At 67.1% G+C, this 18,130-nt stretch carries 15 protein-coding genes; 10 read left to right on the top strand and 5 right to left on the bottom strand.

The features are described 5' to 3' along the window. The first annotated feature begins 76 nt into the window (after positions 1-76). Positions 77-991: an aminoglycoside phosphotransferase family protein gene (locus ABN034_RS28075; protein WP_349693987.1), complete on the top strand. Its 915-nt coding sequence runs from the start codon at positions 77-79 to the stop codon at positions 989-991. A gap of 208 nt (positions 992-1,199) precedes the next feature. Next, positions 1,200-1,478, top strand: a complete 279-nt coding sequence (locus ABN034_RS28070) for an SHOCT domain-containing protein (RefSeq protein WP_349693986.1) — start codon at positions 1,200-1,202, stop codon at positions 1,476-1,478. A gap of 110 nt (positions 1,479-1,588) precedes the next feature. On the opposite strand, the gene ABN034_RS28065 is transcribed toward ABN034_RS28070, so the two are convergent. From ABN034_RS28065 to ABN034_RS28055, 3 genes are all read right to left on the bottom strand, one after another. After that, on the bottom strand, positions 1,589-2,146 hold the full coding sequence (locus ABN034_RS28065; protein ID WP_349693985.1) for a phytanoyl-CoA dioxygenase family protein: 558 nt from the start codon (positions 2,144-2,146) through the stop codon (positions 1,589-1,591). Between the two features lie 37 nt (positions 2,147-2,183). After that, positions 2,184-4,130: an ABC transporter substrate-binding protein gene (locus ABN034_RS28060; RefSeq protein WP_349693984.1), complete on the bottom strand. Its 1,947-nt coding sequence runs from the start codon at positions 4,128-4,130 to the stop codon at positions 2,184-2,186. A 269-nt stretch (positions 4,131-4,399) separates the two neighbouring features. After that, positions 4,400-5,269 carry a phytanoyl-CoA dioxygenase family protein gene (locus ABN034_RS28055; protein ID WP_349693983.1) on the bottom strand — a complete coding sequence of 290 codons (870 nt, stop codon included), beginning with the start codon at positions 5,267-5,269 and terminating at the stop codon, positions 4,400-4,402. A 73-nt stretch (positions 5,270-5,342) separates the two neighbouring features. On the opposite strand from ABN034_RS28055, the gene ABN034_RS28050 reads away from it, so the two are divergent. Continuing rightward, positions 5,343-6,230: an AraC family transcriptional regulator gene (locus tag ABN034_RS28050; protein ID WP_349693982.1), complete on the top strand. Its 888-nt coding sequence runs from the start codon at positions 5,343-5,345 to the stop codon at positions 6,228-6,230. Here the strand turns inward: ABN034_RS28050 and ABN034_RS28045 are convergent. Beyond that, positions 6,206-7,687 (bottom strand): sulfatase-like hydrolase/transferase, encoded by a 1,482-nt coding sequence (locus ABN034_RS28045; protein WP_349693981.1) that lies wholly within the window; start codon positions 7,685-7,687, stop codon positions 6,206-6,208. The genes ABN034_RS28050 and ABN034_RS28045 overlap by 25 nt on opposite strands. A gap of 225 nt (positions 7,688-7,912) precedes the next feature. Between ABN034_RS28045 and ABN034_RS28040 the strand changes: the two genes are divergently transcribed. Both ABN034_RS28040 and ABN034_RS28035 read left to right on the top strand, forming a co-directional pair. Continuing rightward, entirely contained in the window at positions 7,913-10,048 is a 2,136-nt protein-coding gene (locus ABN034_RS28040) for an ABC transporter substrate-binding protein (RefSeq protein ID WP_349693980.1), read from the top strand. A gap of 79 nt (positions 10,049-10,127) precedes the next feature. Continuing rightward, complete coding sequence (locus ABN034_RS28035; RefSeq protein WP_349693979.1) at positions 10,128-10,937, top strand: GmrSD restriction endonuclease domain-containing protein; 810 nt, start codon at positions 10,128-10,130, stop codon at positions 10,935-10,937. 322 nt (positions 10,938-11,259) lie between these two features. On the opposite strand, the gene ABN034_RS28030 is transcribed toward ABN034_RS28035, so the two are convergent. Beyond that, entirely contained in the window at positions 11,260-12,726 is a 1,467-nt protein-coding gene (locus ABN034_RS28030; protein WP_349693978.1) for an aminotransferase-like domain-containing protein, read from the bottom strand. Between the two features lie 174 nt (positions 12,727-12,900). On the opposite strand from ABN034_RS28030, the gene ABN034_RS28025 reads away from it, so the two are divergent. The 5 genes from ABN034_RS28025 to ABN034_RS28005 all read left to right on the top strand — a co-directional run bounded on the left by ABN034_RS28025 (position 12,901) and on the right by ABN034_RS28005 (position 18,114). Further along, positions 12,901-14,031: a Gfo/Idh/MocA family protein gene (locus ABN034_RS28025; protein ID WP_349693977.1), complete on the top strand. Its 1,131-nt coding sequence runs from the start codon at positions 12,901-12,903 to the stop codon at positions 14,029-14,031. Continuing rightward, positions 14,031-14,399, top strand: a complete 369-nt coding sequence (locus ABN034_RS28020; RefSeq protein ID WP_349693976.1) for a cupin domain-containing protein — start codon at positions 14,031-14,033, stop codon at positions 14,397-14,399. Before ABN034_RS28025 ends, ABN034_RS28020 begins: the two co-directional genes overlap by 1 nt. Before the next feature lie 188 nt (positions 14,400-14,587). Next, the gene (locus tag ABN034_RS28015; RefSeq protein WP_349693975.1) at positions 14,588-16,390 is read left to right on the top strand and encodes an ABC transporter substrate-binding protein; all 1,803 of its coding nucleotides are present in this window, start codon (positions 14,588-14,590) and stop codon (positions 16,388-16,390) included. Next, complete coding sequence (locus ABN034_RS28010; protein WP_349693974.1) at positions 16,387-17,244, top strand: NAD-dependent epimerase/dehydratase family protein; 858 nt, start codon at positions 16,387-16,389, stop codon at positions 17,242-17,244. The genes ABN034_RS28015 and ABN034_RS28010 overlap by 4 nt, the downstream gene beginning before the upstream one ends. Before the next feature lie 54 nt (positions 17,245-17,298). Continuing rightward, positions 17,299-18,114, top strand: coding sequence for a phytanoyl-CoA dioxygenase family protein (locus ABN034_RS28005; RefSeq protein WP_349693973.1), 816 nt, complete (start codon positions 17,299-17,301; stop codon positions 18,112-18,114). Positions 18,115-18,130 lie beyond the last annotated feature (16 nt).

Raw genomic sequence — 18,130 nt, 5'->3', positions numbered from 1 at the left:
GGCCTCTGCCGCGCAAACGACCACCGCCCCGTCGGTCCCGACGGGCGGCTGTCCGACTCTGGGAGAGACCACCTTCATGAACGACGCCACAGACACCACCGACCACACCGACCCTGCCGTGGTACGAACCCGGCACGTCGTCAGCGCGATCAACCACCTCCATGGCCTGCACTTCGAACTGCGCGGCCGCTGCGAGGGCGGGATGAACGGCGGAGCATGGATCCTCGTCGATCCCGCCGGCGGGCACGCCATCCTCAAGTGCCGTGACGACGACCCAGCGTCGCGCAAACCGCGCCTCCTGGGCATGGTCGACGCCCTCAGAGCAACCGGCTACCCGACTCCGCGGTGGATCGTCGCCGGCGTCACCGAGGCCAGGACCTCCTATCACGTGCAGGAACTCGTGTCCGGTCAGCCGGGAGACCCGCTGACGGCCGAGTCCGTTGCCCCGCTGGTCGACGTGATCGAACGCCAGGCCGGGCTGGATCCTGACCCCGGCCATGACTGGTCGGACTACATCAGTGCCGTCGTGCTCGACCAGCATCCCGACGGCCCACGACCGTTCCTGCAGACCCTCGGCCAGCCTGGGAGAGACCTCCTCACCCACTTCGACCAGGTCCTCGCCCCGCATGGTGCCGTGCAGCTGCCCGGCGGCGACATGGTGCACGGCGACTTCAACAGCTGCAACGTCATGATGGAGGACGGTCGGGTCACCGGAGTGATCGACATCGAGGCGCTCGGCAGCGGTACCAGAGTCGTTGACTACGCATGGCTCCTCCGGGAGGCCTACGTCGAGACCGACAGCGCAGAGGTCCGCCAGCTGATCCGGCGCGCGGGGGAAGCCGTCGCGGGACCCGGACCGCTCGCGTTCTGTGTGGCCGCCACGGCCTTCGACATCGTGCGGTTCCAGGTCGTCCGCGACGACCCACGCAACGTACCTGGCGTCCTCGCCAGCCTGCACCTGTTGGCGGACGACTTCGCCCGTCCGCTGTGATCGCCGGTCAGGTGGACGCCGAACGGCTCCCGGGTTCCCCACGGTGCACCTTCGGCGTGACGTACCTCCAGGGCGGTACGCTGCAGCCCGCACCTGCGCTGGACGACGTACGCCAGGTGCCGCCGCCTGACCGATCCCGTGGCAGCGCCATCGAGACACGATCAAGGTACGCAGAAAAGCAAGGCGCATACCGCAGAAGGAGATCGTGATGGTGGCACAACTTGCGAGTTTCACGCAGTTCGCACAGGCGTACTGGGGCAACGGTCATCCCGGTTGGGGTGGCGGCGGGCCGGGCTGGTGGCTGATCTTTCCGATTCTGTTCTGGGTCGCCGTTCTGTCCGGCATCGGGTACCTGATCTACCGCAGGTCGCCCGCGCAGTCGGCACGCGGTGCCGCCGAGCGCACCCTTGCGGAGCGGTACGCCAGCGGCGACATCACCGAGGAGGAGCTGAAGCAGCGTCGGGCCGTCCTCCGCGGCAAGTCCTGACGGCGGTCTGGATCATCGCCGTCGGGTGCCGAATCGGTGCGGAAGGGCATGCCGGGCGCCGCCACGACAGGTGGCGGCGCACTGGCCCCTTCACCGTCGGCGTCGCGGGATCAGCAGATCAGGCCGCGCTTGGCATCCGGGCCGTAGGCGACGGGCGCCTCGCCGATCCAGCGGTCATCGACGGGTTCCGACGCGAGCTGGTAGCGCGAGTCCGACGAGAGTCGGATCCGGTCGGAGCGGTTGTCGAGACTGGCGTGCACGAGGTAGATGCTGAACGTCAGCAGGTCTCCCGCCCGGAACTCGGTGGTCAACCAACGTCCACCGAACTCCTCGCGCAGGCGCACCGGGTCCCGGGAGAGCGTGCCGTTGAACCGCGACAGGTCGTCCTCACCGTCGGTGTTCTGACAGTAGGTGTCGACGTCACGAGGGGCGTAGTCGTCGACGATCTGGCCACGGCGGTGCGACCCCTCCAGGACCATCAGGCCACCCAGGGTGAAGTCCGCGTCTCCGAGCGGTACCCATGCGGTGTAGACGTTGTGCGTTCCGCGGCCCATGAAGACCACGTCCCCGTGCGGAGCCGTCCCGCGCCCCGGCACCACCGCCCGCATCCAGGTGTAGTCGTAGTGCCGGATCGCCCCGCCCAACAGGCGTTGGCAGAAGTCGAGCATCCGGCGTCCCCGCCGGACCGCGCGTGCCTGACCCGGGTCAGGTGTGCGCGTCAGGGTTCACCCAGTACCACGTCTCCGGGTCGTACACGGCCGGGTTCGGGTGGCTCCACGGTCCGCAGAATCCGTTCAGCCGGAGGTTCTCCCGGCGCGGTACGTTCCCGAGATCCTTGTGCGCGAGGACGACCCGGGGGAAGTTCGCGACGGCACCCATGAAGAACGGCCCGTCGCTGACATGGATCTTGATCATTTCCCAGACCTTGGCGTAACGGCGCATGGCGTCGGGCTCTGTCTTCGCCTCGTCGTAGAGCTGCCACAGCCGCTCGATGGGTCCCCCGGGTTCGGGCTCGACACTCGGCGGGGTGCGAGAGTATGGATCAGTGCCGCGTAGCTTGGCGGCGTCAGCAGTGTTCCAGACCGCGTGGAAGTTGGCGTGGAGTGGTGCCCACCAGGCGGAGAAGCCCTCGAGTGGGACCAGCACCTGAGGTTCCACCAGGATCTCGTGGATGCCGCCGCCCATTTCCCAGGCGGTGGTCGACATCAGTTCGCCGGCGTCCCAGTCGACCGTCCACGCATCAGGCGGCACGGGGTTGAGCTTCGTCTCCAGCCCGATGCGTTCCCAGTCCTTCTTCAACAGCTCGTTCTTCTGGACGTGGTCGTGACTGGTCCCCGCCGGATAGTCGAGGCGGATGACGAGCTTGCCACCGTCGGGCAGGTTCCGCTTGCCGTCACCGTCGGAGTCGACCACGCCGATCTCGTCCAGAATCGCCTTGGCCTGCTCGGGATCGTGGTCGACATAGCTGTCGCGCCACTGCGTGTAGACATCCTTGGCGGTGTCGTCGGCGAGGAAGTCCAACGACTTCGGACTGTAGGTTCCCGTCGTCCGCTCGCCGGTGTTGAAGTAGATCGCCTTCTGCGCCTCGGCCCGGTCGAACGCATGAGACAACGCCTGGCGGAACTTCTGGTTCCGGATCAGCGCGCGCATCGTGGGTTCGCGATAGTCGTAGTTGAAGAAGAACAGCGATCCGGTCCCGTCGCCGCTGTCCCACAACAAGACCTCGAGTGCGCTGCGGTCCTGGGTCTGCTTGAGCGAGGAGACATCGCTCAACGTGACCGATCCGGAGAGGTAACCGTCCACGTGGTCATACTCCCCCTCCTGGATCTGGAGCTTCATCACCTCAGGGTCTGCGACGGCGGCGACTGTGACCGTGTCGACGTACGGCAACTGCCGCCCGTCCGGGTCGGTGCACCAGTAGTACGGATTCCGTTCGTAGACGACCTGGCGGCCCTCCTTGTAGCTCTTGAGCCGCCAGCCGGTCATCGTGGGGCAGTCCGGGTTGACCGTCCAGTTCCGCTTGAGCTCGAACTCGCCTCCGGCAGAGGCCCAGTCCTTGGACACCTGGTCGTTGTAGGCCGGATGGAACTGCTTCAGATAGTGCTTCGGCGCCATCCACGTCGGCCCGATACCGCCGTTGACCCAGCGGGCAAGATGAAACGGCGTAAGGGGCGCGGGCGTCTCGAACCGCATGACGAGGGTGACGTCGTCCGGCGCGGACAGGTCCATGAGCGCACCGTTTCCGGAACGCGTCTCATCTGGTGGAGTGTCCGGATGCGCGTCGTTGCCCACCATGTCCTTCCACCAGAACATGATGTCGTCCGTCGTCCACGGCGCGCCGTCGGACCAGTGGAGACCTGGACGGAAATGGAACGTCCACTCCGACGCGTCGTCGTTCGTCTCCCAGCTCTCGGCCAGCCCGGGTCCGATGTCCATCCCGTCGTTCAGCCACCGGATGAGGGAGTGACCGTACATGTACTCCCGGAACGCCGCGCTGTCGGTCGAGGAAGCGACCAGCCTGAGCTCGCCGCCGTACTTCCCCGGTGTGAGCCAGTGGTGGGGCACCACGTAGGGACGTTTCGGCAGCCGTTCGGCCACCGGGGGAAGACGACCAGCCTTCACCTGTGCGGCGAGCTGAGGTGCTTCGTCCAACGACGAGGGGGTCGGCAGCGGTCTGGTCGCGGATCCTCTCTTCGCCGCGCTGCCCGCACGTCTCGCCTTTCCGGAGCCGGTGCCTGTCGCCTGGCCAGCCGAGCCTGGGGAGCAGGCCGAGAGCATCACCGCACCTGCCGTGGCAGCGCACATGTACAGCACGCGACGGCGACCGACCTCGGTTCGGCGACCGCTCGACTCCGTCCGTTCCAAACTCCCCAACGATGCCACCTCCTCTGGCCGGCTGGCCCTCTCTACCGCTGCGAGCTCTACTGCTGCGACGGCCACAGGCGAGGACAGACCGCGGGATCGGAGTAGTCCGGATCCCCTTCTGCCGTACGCCGTACCAACGAATCAAGGCCATGCCGGGCGAACTCGCCATCGGGCAGCGGATGCCTGACGAAGTGGTTGTCGCCGGGCTGCAGGTGGATCGCGATCGACCGTCGCGCGCCGTGACTCAGGTTCGGTCCGCTGCCGTGGATCGTCCGACAGTGGTGGAAACTCATCGCCCCCTTGGGGATCTCGGTGACCGCCACCTCGAACTGATGGTCGGCGCGCAGCCGATCAAGGGTCGACAAGTCGGGATCGAAGAAGTTGAGGGCGACGTCCTCGTCCCAGCGATGACTTCCCGGGACGAACGACACCGAGCCTTCGGCGGCCCCGACGTCGTGGAACGGCACCCAGGCGGTGAGCATGTCCGTGCTCGCGCAGGTGCGCCAGTACTGCCGATCGGTGTGCCAACCGACATTGACCTGGCCGCTTTCGGGCAGAAGTCGTTCGGCAGGCTTGTAGAGAAGTTGGTCATGCCAGAGCCGGATCTCCTCGACTCCAGCCAGGCGAGCGGCACTCGCGGCGATGAGCGGATGGCGCACCAGTGCGGCCAGCTCGTCGACCACCAGCGAGGCGTAGTCGTTCTTCCGGAGGACGTCACCGTGTGCGGGCACCCAGCCGTGCTGCGACTCCCCGTTCGGCAGACGATGATCGACATCTCCTGCGTAGAGTCGCGCCATTCCGCGCTCCGCGGCGGCGATCACCTCGTCGGGGATGATCCGCCCCGAGATCCAGTAGCCGTGCTGGCGGAAGAACTCGACATCCTCGTCGGTCGGCAGCAGGTGGGCGGGGGCCCTCAGTGAGGTCATACCTCCGCACGCTAGGCCCGGGAGTACCCCGGCGGCGTTCACAAACACCGGTCAAGACGTACACAATCTTGCGATGACCGTCGAGCCGTCCGTCATCACGCCGAAGGGGATCCAGGCAGGGTTCCACGCCTATCTCGAGCGATCCGGGGTGGCCGGACTCAGACACGCCGGAGACCAACGCGCACCCACCTCATGGCTCATCGGACCGCACGCCCATGCCGTGTGGGAGTTCTACCTGCAGACCGATGGCCCGCCGACCCGTTGGCGGGTGGGCGCCAGCGAGTACGAGGTCGCCCGCCATGGCCTGCTCGCGGTTCCGCCCCGGACCCGCCACCACATGGTCCGCCCGGCGGCAAGGTCGTGGCAGTTCGTGTTCGCCGGCCTCGACGTATCCGTCCTTCTCGAAGATCTGCCCGACGTCGCGGCCTGCTGGCAGGCCCACCTGCCCTACCACCTGGCCGACGCCCACGCCGTCCATGGACCGTTCGACGCGTTCCTGCGTGAGGTCACGACGGCCCAGGCGTTGCGCGGTGAGGGACTGAAATTGTCCGTTCAACATCTTCTGGTCGAGATCACCCGCCAACTTGCCACGACCGGCCAGCGGCACGACCTCCTCCACCCCGCTGTCGCCCACGCCCGCCGGATTCTCGATGCCCGCTACGCGGACTCGGTTCCGCTGGCCGAACTCTCCGGCAACGTCGGCCTCTCGCCTACCTACCTGACTCAGCTCTACACCAGGCAGATCGGCGTCAGCCCCGCCCGCTACCAGGCCAACCTGCGGATCGAGCGAGCGGAAATGCTCCTCACCGAGACGGACCGCAGCATCACCACCATCGCCAGCGAGCTCGGCTTCTCCTCAGCACAGCACTTCGCGACCGTGTTCCGCCGGCACACCGGCCGGTCGCCCAGTGAGCTCAGGCGCCGCGACGCGGCCAGTCAGTGGCGTACGTCCACGCCATAGGACTCCGTGTGATAGCCGGGCCAGGCGGTGGCGCGGCGATCAGTGACCGGCTCCTGCCGCAGGGGTGTCTCGACGAGGCCCTCGCTCGTCGCCCACGGTGATCCCGCCTTCCTCAGCTGCTCGGCGAGGGCGGTGGACAGCGCCCGTCGGACCTCCTCGGTGTCCGGGCTGCCGCTGCGGTCCACCAGTTCGTCAGGGTCGGTGTCGAGGTCGAAAAGCTGCTCCTGGGCGCCTTCGGGGTACCAGATGTACTTCCACCGGCCGTCCGTCACGGCGAGGTAGACCGGCACGGGCGCGGCACCGGCACCGGAGCGGCCATCCGCGGCGAGGCCGCAGACGTACTGCCGTACCGGCGTTCCGGCACGCACCGTCGCCAGCAGGTCATGCCCGTCGAGGTCCGGCGAGGGCTCACCGCCCGCGGCAGCGACGAGGGTGGGAAGAACGTCGGCGTGGGTGACGAGCGCATCGCTCGTGGTGCCATGCAGGCCGTGCCCGTCGCGCTTGGGCGGTCGCACCAGGAACGGGACATGGGCGGACGACTCGTGGAACATGACCTTGTTGCCGGCGTGATGGTCGCCGAGGAACTCGCCGTGGTCCGAGGTGAACACGACGAACGTGTCGTCGAGCAGTCCCACGTCCTGCAGCCCGGCGAAGATCCGCCCGATCGCGTAGTCCACGTGGGTGATGAGCCCGTAGTACGCCTCGCGGGCGGCCCGGATCACCGGTGGCGGCACGAGATCGTAGCTGTGCCGTTGCCGCTGGCGCAGGAACGCTTCGGGCGCCGCGTCGTCACCGCTCCAGTCACCGTAGACGGGATCGGGCACGGGCGCGTCGCGGTACATCGAGGCGTACGGCTCGGGCGGGTCCAACGGCGGGTGCGGCTTGGTGAAACTCGCCCACAGAAAGAACGGCGTCGTCGGATCGCGCCGGTCGCGTACGTAGCGTACGCACTGGTCGGCGATCCACGTGGTGAGTGTCAGCGCCTCGGGAACGGTGGCCATCCCGGGGTAGAGCTCGTTCTGTCCCAGGCCGTGCCGCATGGGCTGCACCGGCGTGCCGCTCTCGCTCATCCAGCGGTAGTAGTCGGCGGGCAGCAGCATCTCGTCGAAGCCGTGGCGCGCCCGCTCCGGGGTGAAGTGCATCTTTCCGATCGCCGCCGTGGAGTAGCCGAGATCGCGGAGCACCGACGGCAGCGTGCCGTCGCGACCCATGACCGCCGAGGTGGAACCGTTGCCAGCCATGCCGTGGGAGAGCACGCTGCGGCCGGTCATGATGCTCACCCGGGACGGTACGCAGATCGGGCACTCGGCATAGGCCCGGTCGAAGCGAACGCCCTCGCGACTGAGCTGGTCGAGGTGGGGCGTCCGCAGAAAGTCAGGGGCCCGCGGCCCCACGGTGTCGAACCGTTGTTGGTCTGTTGTGATCAGCAGCAGGTGAGGACGGTTTCGCTGCTCCACAGTGCTTCCACCTCTCTCGCCGGTCGGGCGACCACCCGCTGGAGCGTCCTGACATGGCCTGGCCCCTGTCGGCCAACGGCCCGCCTCGCACCGGCTCCGACCAGCGCAGACGCGTTCCTCGACGCCCTCGGGCCAGCTGGCGAGAGCGTTCCTGGCCGCACCGCTCGGGGCCTACACTCATGTGCCCACGCGACGCCGGACACCGAATTGCATGGAGACGGGGCCATGATGGCAGAGCTTCACCAACGCCGCAGTCCGATGAGCCGCCGGGCGTTCCTGCACGCCTCCGCCGCCGGTGCGGGCGCGGTGATGCTGGGAGCCTGTACGCCGGACGGCAAGGGCGCAAGCGGAGACGGGCCGCCCGCCAAGACGAAGGCAGGCAAGGGATCACCGACGAAACCCCTGCCACTTCCGGACCGCTACACCGAGGCGCCCGAACTGGCGGCCAAGGTCAAGGCCGGCGACCTGCCGCCGCTGAAGGAACGCCTCCCCGGCCGGCCTTACGTCGTTCCACACCACTGGCTCGAGCGGGGACACTACGGCGGCTCCCTCCGCCTGCTCATCGACGACACCGAGAGCGCGGCGATGAAGGAGTACATGTACGGCCACTCCCCGCTCCGATGGCTCAACGACGCCATCGACGTCGGTCCCGGCATGGCCGAGAGCTGGGAGGCGAACGCCGACCAGTCGGTGTGGACACTGCACTTCCGCGAGGGACTTCGCTGGTCCGACGGACAACCGTGTACGACCGGCGACGTGATGTTCTGGTGGGAGGACATGGTTCTCGACGAGGCCCACCCGGAGGTACCGCCGGCGGAGTTCCGCTCCGCGGACGGGACCGTCGCGAAGTTCTCCGCACCGGACGACCTGACGCTCGAGATCGCCTTCGACACACCGGCCCCGTTGACGGCATTCTACCTGGCCAACTGGGTCAAGGCCGGAGTCGGGCCGACCTGGATCGCCCCGAAGCACTACCTGAAGGCGTTCCATCCCACCTACACCAAGGGTCTTGGCGAGGCGTGGGCAGATGCGTTCGAGCGGAAGCGGAACTTCGCCCTCAACCCGGACTGCCCGACGATGACCGGGTGGCGGCTTGCGGCCTATCACGAGGGCCGCACGATGACGTGGGAACGCAACCCGTACTACTGGTGCGTGAGTCCCGACGGCGACCAACTCCCCTACGTCGACAAGCTCGTGGTCAGTGCGGTGGACGACCAGGAGGTGGCCAAGCTCAAGGTCCACGAAGGTGAGGCGGACTACGTCCACGGCACCTTCATGGGGCTCGCCCTCGCCGATGTCTCCTCGCTCAAGAGTGCGCGGACGCGGCACCACCTCGACATGCTGCTCTGGGACAGCGGCTCGGGGTGCGGTTCGCTGTTCTTCTTCAACCTGAACTACAAGGATCCGGGCGTACGCAGGATTCTGAACGAACCGAAGTTCCGGCAGGCGGTCTCGCACGCCATCGACCGGTCCGAGATCCAGAAGGCCGTCTTCTTCAACACCGGCAGGAGGACGACCGGGACCTACCGCTTCCAGGCGACGGACGCGCAGGAGGACCCGGAGGGCAGGAAAACCTTCGAACGTTGGCGGGACAGCTACGTCGACTACGATCCGGCGAAGGCGGAGAAGCTGCTCGACGAGATCGGCGTCAAGGACCGCGACGGCGACGGCATCCGCGAACAGCCGGACGGCAGCCCGCTGCGGATCCGGTTGGACCATGTGGCCGACATCGCCCAGGACGGCGACCAGATCGGCGACTACTTCGCGAAGTACTGGCGGGCGATCGGGCTCGATGTCGTACGCAATCCGGTGCCGCCCGCGCAGTGGGCGACGAAGTGGCAGGCCGGCGAACTGATGTCCTACACGGCGTGGCTCTATCCCTCCATGCCCGTCCACGAATGCATGGTGAGCCCGGAGCTGCTGGTGCCGATCGGCAACTCCCTGAGTGCAGCTTTCTGGGCTCCGTTGTACGCGAACTACCACATGCTCAGGAACACCGACCAGGAGTCCGACGTCGCCGACATCGATCCGTACGAACGGAATCCGCCCAGCGAGAAGCCGGCGGCCGGTGGTCCGGTCGATCGGCTGTGGACGCTCTACGACGAGGCGAAGGTCGAGACCGACACCCTCCAGCGCTACCGGCTGGTGTGGGAGATGATCAAGATCCACATCGACGAAGGTCCCTTCTACATGGGGCTGGTGAGCAACTCGCCGGTCGTGGTGATGGCGCACGAGGAGCTCGGAAATGTCCCGGCCCGGGAGAATCTTCAGGCGGGCGGGCTGATCTGCCCGTGGCAGCACCCGACGCCGGCGGCGTACGACCCGGAGGCGTTCTTCTGGCGCGACCCGGACACGCACTGAGGCCGGGAGTCGATCCGCCGGGTACGCCGCGCCGGTGAAACCTTTTGCTGGCCAAGGACGGCTACGTGACAATGCGACCATGACAGGGACGCCGCGGCCCAGCTACGAGTGCGCGCAGGAGCCTCTCCCGCGACTTCTCGACGAGGCACACGAGGGCAGAATTCAGGTGCCCGAGTTTCAGCGGGAGTTGAGCCTGGACGACGAGTGGATCACGAGTCTGCTCGCGAGCGTCTCGCTGGGCTATCCGATCGGCGTGTTCCAGCTTCTCCAGGCGGGGGACCCCGGCCTGCGGTTCAGCTCCCGCCCCGTCACAGGCGCTCCCTCGTCATCGGATACGCCCGAGCGGTTGCTGATCGACGGGCAATATCGCCTGACCTCGCTCTACCAGGTCCTTGCCTCCGGCCAGGCGGTGCACACGCGAGATGGTCACGGAAATCCGGTACGACGCTGGTACTACCTCGACATCGCCGCGGCCACCGATCCGGCCGCGGACCGCGACGAGGCGATCATCTCCCTGCCGGAGACTCGGCAAGGAGTGACACCGCAGCGGAGGCCACTCGACCTCAGCACACCGGAACGGGAGTGGGAGGAACGCATGTTCCCACTCCGCCTGGTGTACGGCGACGCCGCGGAACGGCGGCACTGGCGGCACGGCTTCGTCACGCCAGGAAACGCCACGGCCGCCGAGGCTGCCGTGGACGGCGAGGGCGATGCGATCCGAGATCAGCTCATGGACCGATTCACCGCAACCGTTCTCACCGCCTTCGAGAACTACCTGGTTCCGACCATCGTGCTGGGGAGCGAGACGACCAGATGGTCGGTGCGGGTCCACGGCGGACCCGATGGCCGGACTCTCTCTGACCGGTTCCGCGTCGCCGACGATTCGTGAGGCGGCCTTCCTCTTCGTAGCCGTGCTTCAGGCGTACACCTCGAGTTCGACGATGCGGGAGTACCGCGGCTCGCACCCGAAGCAACACCCAGGCTGACAGCCTCCCTGCAAGAGACCTCAGCCGCCGGCGCACATGACCACGCTGAGCAGGCCTGCGGTCTCTGGACAGGTGCCGGCACCTGTTCCGGGTGCCGCAGGCCTGCTCAGCGTGGTCATGTGCAGGAGGTCAGCACCCCCGTTTCCCCGACAAGGGAGCACGGCGTTCCCGGCAAGGAGCGCCGCGCGGGCCTGTGCGGCGGCGGGCTCCACCGGGTCCGTGGGCTCAGGTGGTGACGGCCACGGTGGGGATGGCGCGATGACCTTCAGCGTAGCCATCCCACGCCCGAGCGAGCCGTTGTACGCCGGCCACCATCGCGGTGCGCGGAAGGGCGTACGGCAGCCGGGTGTGGTCGTCGGTCACGCTGTCGGGAGAGAACGCGGTACCAGGAAGGATCGCCACCCCGAACCGCACCGCGAAGTGCGCGAAGTTGGTCACCGAGTCGGTGGGTATCCGCACCCAGAGGGATGCGCCTCCGCGCGGCGTGCGCCATGTCCAGTCGGGCAGATGTTCGCACAGCAGGCCAGTCAGCGCCGCCAGGCCCTCGACGAGCTCGCGGCGGCGGGTGGCCTGCGCGTCCGGCAGCCGGTCGAGCAGGTGGATCGCGATCTGCTGGCTCACGAGCGACGTGCCGAGATCGGTCATGCCCTTCACCTGCGCCAGTCGCGAGACGACCTGGGCCGTGCCGCGGATCCAGCCGAGCCGAAGCCCGCTCCAGAACAGCTTGCTCATCGACCCGATCGTGAGGATCCGCTCACTCGTACTCAGTCCGGCCAGCGGTGTCGGCGGCGACCCCTCGATGAGCGTGCCGGCGAGCGCGGTGTCGTCGACCACGATGATCTGGTGGCGCTCGGCGAGCCGGGCCAGGCGGCACCGCCGGCCGTCGGCGAGGACCATGCCGGTCGGGTTGTGGACGGTCGACTGGACGTAGATCAACCGCGGCGGGCGTTCGGTGAGGAGATCCTCGACGCGCTCGACGTCCATGCCGTTGTCGTCGCACGGGACCGACCGGATCCGACAGTTGGCCAGCCTGAACGCCTCCAGCGCGCCCCGGTAGGTCGGCGCCTCGGTGACCACGCTGTCGCCCGGCTGCAGGCAGCCGTGGGTGATGAGCTCGAGCGCCTGCTGCGCCCCACTGGTGATGAGGATCTGGTCGGCGGTGGTCGGCACGCCGTGCTGGGAGTACGCCGCCGCGAGCCGTTCGCGCAACGCCGGCAGCCCGCGCGGCTGGTAACCGTGGTAGCCGGCGGTCAGGGTGTCGTACTCCGCCCGGGTCAGTCCCGCCGCCACCTCGGGCACCAGGTCGAGGCACGGTAGGGCCGCGGTCGAGAAGTCCATGGTGGGCAGCGGACCGTGCAGAAACTGCGCGCCCGCGTGGTCGCCCACAAGCGCCCGGGAGGACACGGTTTCGCGATGCCCGGGGCGGCCTGATCCGGTCACCCGGGTGCCGCTGCCCTGGCGGCGTTCGAGGCGGTCTTCCTGCCGGAGCGTGTGATAGGCGGCGACGACGGTCGTACGACTGAGCGAGAGCGCGTTCGCCAGGGCGCGCTCCGACGGCAGCACCGACTCGGGCGGGATCTCACCAAGATCGATGAGCTCGCGGAGCCCTTCACTCAGCCGCCGGTGCAACGGGCCGGGCCGGGCACCCGACTCGAGGAGCATCCCGGCCAATTGGTCTGCCGTAAACCTCATCGCCCCAAGGAAAGTCCAATTTCTCGGATTTGGCTATAGCTTCGCCGGGCCGAAGTCGTCAACCTGAGGGTCCGCATGGCATACGTCGCCTCCATTGGCTGTGTGCCGCAAGCCAATGGGCGATGACGAGGAGTGGGCCACGGGCGATCCCCGGCCGGCCAGCGAGGAGCGAACGTGCCCGTAGGCGATATCACGTACCAGTTCGAGTACGAAGAACGGATCCCGTGTGCGTTCATCGGCGCGGGCGGTCACTCGTACCGCAACGTCTATCCGGCGTTCCAGTACGCACCTGTCGACCTACGGGCGGTGTGCGACGTCGACGAGTCGCGGGCGCGGGACTACGCCCGCCAGTTCGGTGCTCCACAGGCGTACGCCGACCACCACGAGATGCTCGCCCGCGAGCAGCCCGCAGCCGTCTTCATCGTGACGAGCTACCACGAGGACGGCCGCGTCCAGGCGACACAGCTGGCCCTCGACTGTCTCGCGGCCGGCGCCCACGTCTGGATGGAGAAGCCAACTGCCGCGTCGACAGCGGAGATTCGTCAGCTGCAGGAGGCCTCGGCGGCCACCGGCCGGTTCGTCATGACGGGGTTGAAGAAGATCTTCACTCCGGCGATGGAGAAGACGAAGGCGATCATCTCCTCGCCGGAGTTCGGTCCCGTCTCCTCGGTCTTGGTTCGTTATCCGCAAGGGCTTCCGCCACCGGAGAAGCGCGACAATCCGCGCGACATGATCGGGTTCCTCGACCACATCTACCATCCAGGTGCCGTTCTGAACTACCTCATGGGGCCAGTGACGCGGTTCAGTCACGAGTGGGAACCGGTGGCCGGTGCGAGCACAGCGATGCTGCGGTTCGCCTCCGGCGCGGTCGGTACGCTGCATCTCGCGGGCGGCAGTGCGGCGACCAGTCCGCTGGAGCGGGTCGAGGTCATCGGGCGCGGGACCAACGTCGTGGTGGACAACGGCGTTCGGCTCACCTACTACCGGCGCGGAGGGCGGCTGGCGTACGGCCGGTCGCGTTCGTACGTCGTCGACGACGAGGCCGCACCGCTGACCTGGGAGCCGGAGTTCTCCCTCGGGCAGCTGTACAACAAGAACCTCTTCTACCTCGGCTACGTCCCAGAAGTCCTGCACTTCTGCGAGAGCGTCCTGGCGAAGACGCCGCCGAGCAAGGGGACCCTGGACGACGCACTGGCCATCATGACGCTCTTCGACGCGTATCGGCGAACTCCTCCCGGCACGGTGGTGGACCTGCCACTCGCCGAGGTCGATCCGACATCCGTTCCCTCGCAGGAAGGTCACTGATGGTGCATCCCACCTCCGCGGTCAGCCGCGCCGACGACCACACGATCGAGGAGACCAGCTGGGGACGGCTGGTGTGGATGGTGTCGGAGAAGCTCGGCAACTCCACCACCATGACGGTGGGTCGGTGCTACATCGACCCAGGCATGGAGAATCCCCGGCACTTCCACCCCAACTGCGACGAGGTCCTCCACGTCCTGCAGGGGACGATCGAGCACAGCCTGGACGACCAGAAGATCATGATGTCGGCCGGCGACACGATCAGCATCCCGCAGGGCACCTTCCACAACGCGCGCAACGTCGGCGAGCAGCAGGCCGTCTTCGTGATCTCCTTCTCCTCCGCCGACAGGCAGACCATCGGCGAGGAGTGACCCACCAGCACGATAGGGGGAAGTCCATGACAACGAACCGTGGAAGCCTGCCCAGACGAGAACTTCTTGGTCTGGGTGGTGCCGCCCTTCTCACTCTGTCCTTGACCGGCTGCGATCTCTCCACCACACCGAAAGGGGATGGGCGAGCGTCCGGAAGTGACGGCCAGCTGGGGGCGAAGGAGGCACCCATGTGGGCGAAGCTCGTGAAGGACGGCGATCTTCCCCCGCTGAAGGAACGCCTCCCCGACAAGCCACTCGTGATCGAACCGGTCGAGCGGCCCGGCTTCTACGGCGGCACCTGGCACACCGCCCTGCTCGGCGTCGCCGACGCGGTCTGGATGGACCGCACGATCGGCTACGAAGGCCTGCTGCGGTGGAGTCCTGACTTCACCAAGATCATCCCGAACGTCGCCGAGTCCTACGAGAGCAGTGCTGACGGCACCACGCACACCTTCCACCTGCGGCCCGGAATGAAGTGGTCCGACGGCGAGCCGTTCACCGCCGACGACATCGTCTTCTACCAGAACGACGTGGTGAACAATCGGGAGATCACACCGATCGAGGCAAAGAACCCGTCGGTGGCGGAGAAGGTCGACGACCACACCGTCAGGTTCGTCTTCGAGCGGCCGGAGGGTCTGTGCATCAAGAAGCACGCGTCCAGCAGCGGTACGTTCGTACGCTTCCCGAAGCACTATCTCCAACAGTTCCACAAGTCCTACAACCCCGACGTCGACGCGCTCGTCGAGGAGGCCGGCGCCGACGACTGGGTGGAACTCTTCGGAACGAAGGCCTGCATCGGACTCGGTGCGGGCGAGACCTACATGAATCCCGAGTGCCCCACCGTCTATGCCTGGCGCACGATCACCGCACTCGGCGACGGCCAACGGGCCATCGTCGAACGGAATCCGTACTACTGGAAGGTCGACACCGAGGGCCGGCAGCTTCCCTACATCGACCGGGTGAACTACGAGATCCTTGGCGACGCCGAGGTCATGCTGTTGAAGGCGATGAACGGCGAGATCGACATGCAGAACCGCACGATCGGCAAGCCGAGGAACAAGCCCGTTCTCGCCAAGAACAGACAGAACGGCGACTACCGATTCTTCGAGACCGTTCCGACGTCGATGAACACGACCGTCATCGCGTTCAACCTCACCCACAAGGACCCGGCCAAGCGCGAGATCTTCAACCAGCGGGACTTCCGCGTCGGCCTTTCGCACGCGATCAACCGGCAGGAGATCATCGATGTGGTCTTCCAGCGGCAGGGTGAACCGTGGCAGACCAGTCCCCGCAAGGAGTCGGTGTTCTACGACGAGCGCCTTGCCACGCAGTACCTGGAGTACGATCCGGCCCTCGCCGACAGCATCCTTGACAAGACCGGCTACACCGAACGGGACTCGGCGGGTTTCCGCCTCGGCCCCGACGGCCGGCGGATCTCGGCACAGATCACGTTCGTCACCTCGTGGACTCCGCAGTGGGCGGACGTCGCCGACCTGTTGAAGTCGTACTGGAAGAAGGTCGGTGTCGACATCAGCCCGCAGGCCCAGGACAGGTCACTGTGGCTCGAACGCTCCGAGGCCAACGACTTCGACATCTCGATGTGGGAGGGAGAGCTCGGCTATGACGCCGACGTTCTTCTGCGTCCCATGTGGTATCTCCCGCTCGACGGAACCATCACCCCCGGGCCGCTGTGGCGGGAGTGGTACCACACCCGTGGCGCCTCCGGCGAGAAACCGCCCGAACTCGTCGCCCGGACGCTGTCGCTCTATGACGAGATCCAGGTGACGCCGGACGAGGCCGACCAGCACGCGCTGATGAAGAAGATCCTCGAGATCAACGCCGAGATGTTCAACGTGATCGGCATCAGTCTTCCGGCCAACAACTACGGCGTGGTCAAGAACAACTTCCGCAACGTACCAGCGTCGATGCGCGACTCGGTGACATGCCTGACGCCGGGCCTGACGAGACCTGAGCAATACTTCATCGAGTGAGCAGTCGCGCATCGAGCGTTCTTGTCGCCGGCGGGACCGGCGTCCTGGGAGCACGGATTGTCGACAGGCTCGTCCGGGCCGGTCACGACGTCTTCGCGACGACCAGGCGGCCCGAACGGACAGCCTCGATCGAGGCGTGTGGTGCCACCGCACTCCTCATGGACGCGTTGGTTCCTGCCGACGTGACGCGTGCGGTGGAGACGTCGCGACCAGACCTGATCATCCACGAACTCACCGACCTCGCGGAGTTCGACTTCGGCGGCAACGCCCGGTTGCGGGTCGAGGGGACGGCCAACCTCGTCGCCGCCGCCCACGCCTGCGGAGTGGACCACATGATCGCGCAGAGCATCGCCTGGGCGTACGAGCCCGGCGAGGGTCTCGCCGACGAGACTGTGCCCCTGGCGCGCGCCGAGGACGGGTCGCCCGCCTTCGGGTCAGTCGAGTCCCTGGAGGAGGCGGTGCTCAGCCTCGGGCGCGGAGTCGTCCTGCGGTACGGCATGCTCTACGGCCCCGGCACCTGGTACAGCCCGGAGGGCGGTGCCTTCCACCGCCGTGCCCGCGAGGGTGAGGTCGTGGCGACAACGGCGTGGACGAGCTTCGTCCACGTCGAGGATGCAACCGATGCGACGGTTGCGGCGCTCACCTGGCCTCGTGGCGTCGTCAATGTCGTGGATGACGCGGCGACCCATGTCGACGAATGGGGACCCGCCCTCGTCGCTGTCGCCGGGGGTGTCGTCTCCTCCATCTCCGCGCGGGCAGAGGGACGGGCGGCGAGCAATGCCCGCGCGAGGTCGCTGGGTTGGAAACCTCGCCATCCGTCGTGGCGAGAATCCTGGTCCCAGGACTACGAATGAACAGGTCAAGCTCTATACGCTCGAGGTCCTGCGTACACAGGAGGGACGAAGGCCGTGAGACACCAGCCGGACGTGTGGAAGGCCGCGTACGAACGCGATGGTTATCTGGTGGTCGAGGACTGCCTCGATGACAAGACGCTCGCGACACTTCGCGAAGCGATCGATCGCATCACCGACGACCCAGACGGAGTTCCGCCGCACCTGCGTTCGCATGTGCAGTTGGAACGGGACTACGCCCGCGACGGCGGTGACCGCCCGGACGCCGAGCGGGTGGGCAAGGCGGTCCGGCTGATCATGGAACTCCCGCTCTTCGATCCGGTGTTCGCGCGGTTGATCCGCTACGAACCTCTGCTGGACGTGCTCGAGACGCTGTTCGAGAGCAGGGAGTTCCACTTCCACAACTACAAGTGCATCAACAAGGAACCCCAGGCGAGCAGTGCGTTCGTCTGGCACCGCGACCTTCCGTACCTCTACCACTCCACGGCCAACCTGCTGACGGCGATGCTGTGTCTCGACGACATGACCGAGGAGAACGGCGCGACGGTCGTCCTCCCCGGCAGTCACCTGCTCGTCGACGAGAACGTCTCGGTGGGTGACCAGGACATCGACGAGGCCGACCTACCCGCCGGCATGGAACGCAGGACGGTCACCTGTCCGGCCGGGTCGGCCGTGTTGTTCCACGTCAACATCCTCCACGGCGGCGGCGCGAACCGATCCACCACACCGCGACGCAACGTCATCGGCATCTGGGCCGGACCGGACACCTATCCCATCGGCTCGAGTCGGTACGCCTACCAGGATCTCTACCCCCGCAGCGAAGATCCGGCGCGGCAACGTCAGCTCCGCATGACCTACGACGCGCTCGGCTGAGACTCGCACCGTGTGC

It is taken from the genome of Actinopolymorpha sp. B11F2, from assembly GCF_040195635.1.
GTDB lineage: Bacteria > Actinomycetota > Actinomycetes > Propionibacteriales > Actinopolymorphaceae > Thermasporomyces.
The sequence above is the reverse complement of the archived record's forward strand: the minus strand, read 5'-3'. Positions and strand labels throughout refer to the sequence as shown.

Bases quoted from the DNA above. Each gene is read 5' to 3' on its own strand.
- ABN034_RS28075 (WP_349693987.1), top strand. From the start codon at position 77: ATGAACGACGCCACAGACACCACCGACCACACCGACCCTGCCGTGGTA.
- ABN034_RS28070 (WP_349693986.1), top strand. From the start codon at position 1,200: ATGGTGGCACAACTTGCGAGTTTCACGCAGTTCGCACAGGCGTACTGG.
- ABN034_RS28065 (WP_349693985.1), bottom strand. From the start codon at position 2,146: ATGCTCGACTTCTGCCAACGCCTGTTGGGCGGGGCGATCCGGCACTAC.
- ABN034_RS28055 (WP_349693983.1), bottom strand. From the start codon at position 5,269: ATGACCTCACTGAGGGCCCCCGCCCACCTGCTGCCGACCGACGAGGAT.
- ABN034_RS28050 (WP_349693982.1), top strand. From the start codon at position 5,343: ATGACCGTCGAGCCGTCCGTCATCACGCCGAAGGGGATCCAGGCAGGG.
- ABN034_RS28040 (WP_349693980.1), top strand. From the start codon at position 7,913: ATGATGGCAGAGCTTCACCAACGCCGCAGTCCGATGAGCCGCCGGGCG.
- ABN034_RS28035 (WP_349693979.1), top strand. From the start codon at position 10,128: ATGACAGGGACGCCGCGGCCCAGCTACGAGTGCGCGCAGGAGCCTCTC.
- ABN034_RS28030 (WP_349693978.1), bottom strand. From the start codon at position 12,726: ATGAGGTTTACGGCAGACCAATTGGCCGGGATGCTCCTCGAGTCGGGT.
- ABN034_RS28020 (WP_349693976.1), top strand. From the start codon at position 14,031: ATGGTGCATCCCACCTCCGCGGTCAGCCGCGCCGACGACCACACGATC.
- ABN034_RS28015 (WP_349693975.1), top strand. From the start codon at position 14,588: ATGTGGGCGAAGCTCGTGAAGGACGGCGATCTTCCCCCGCTGAAGGAA.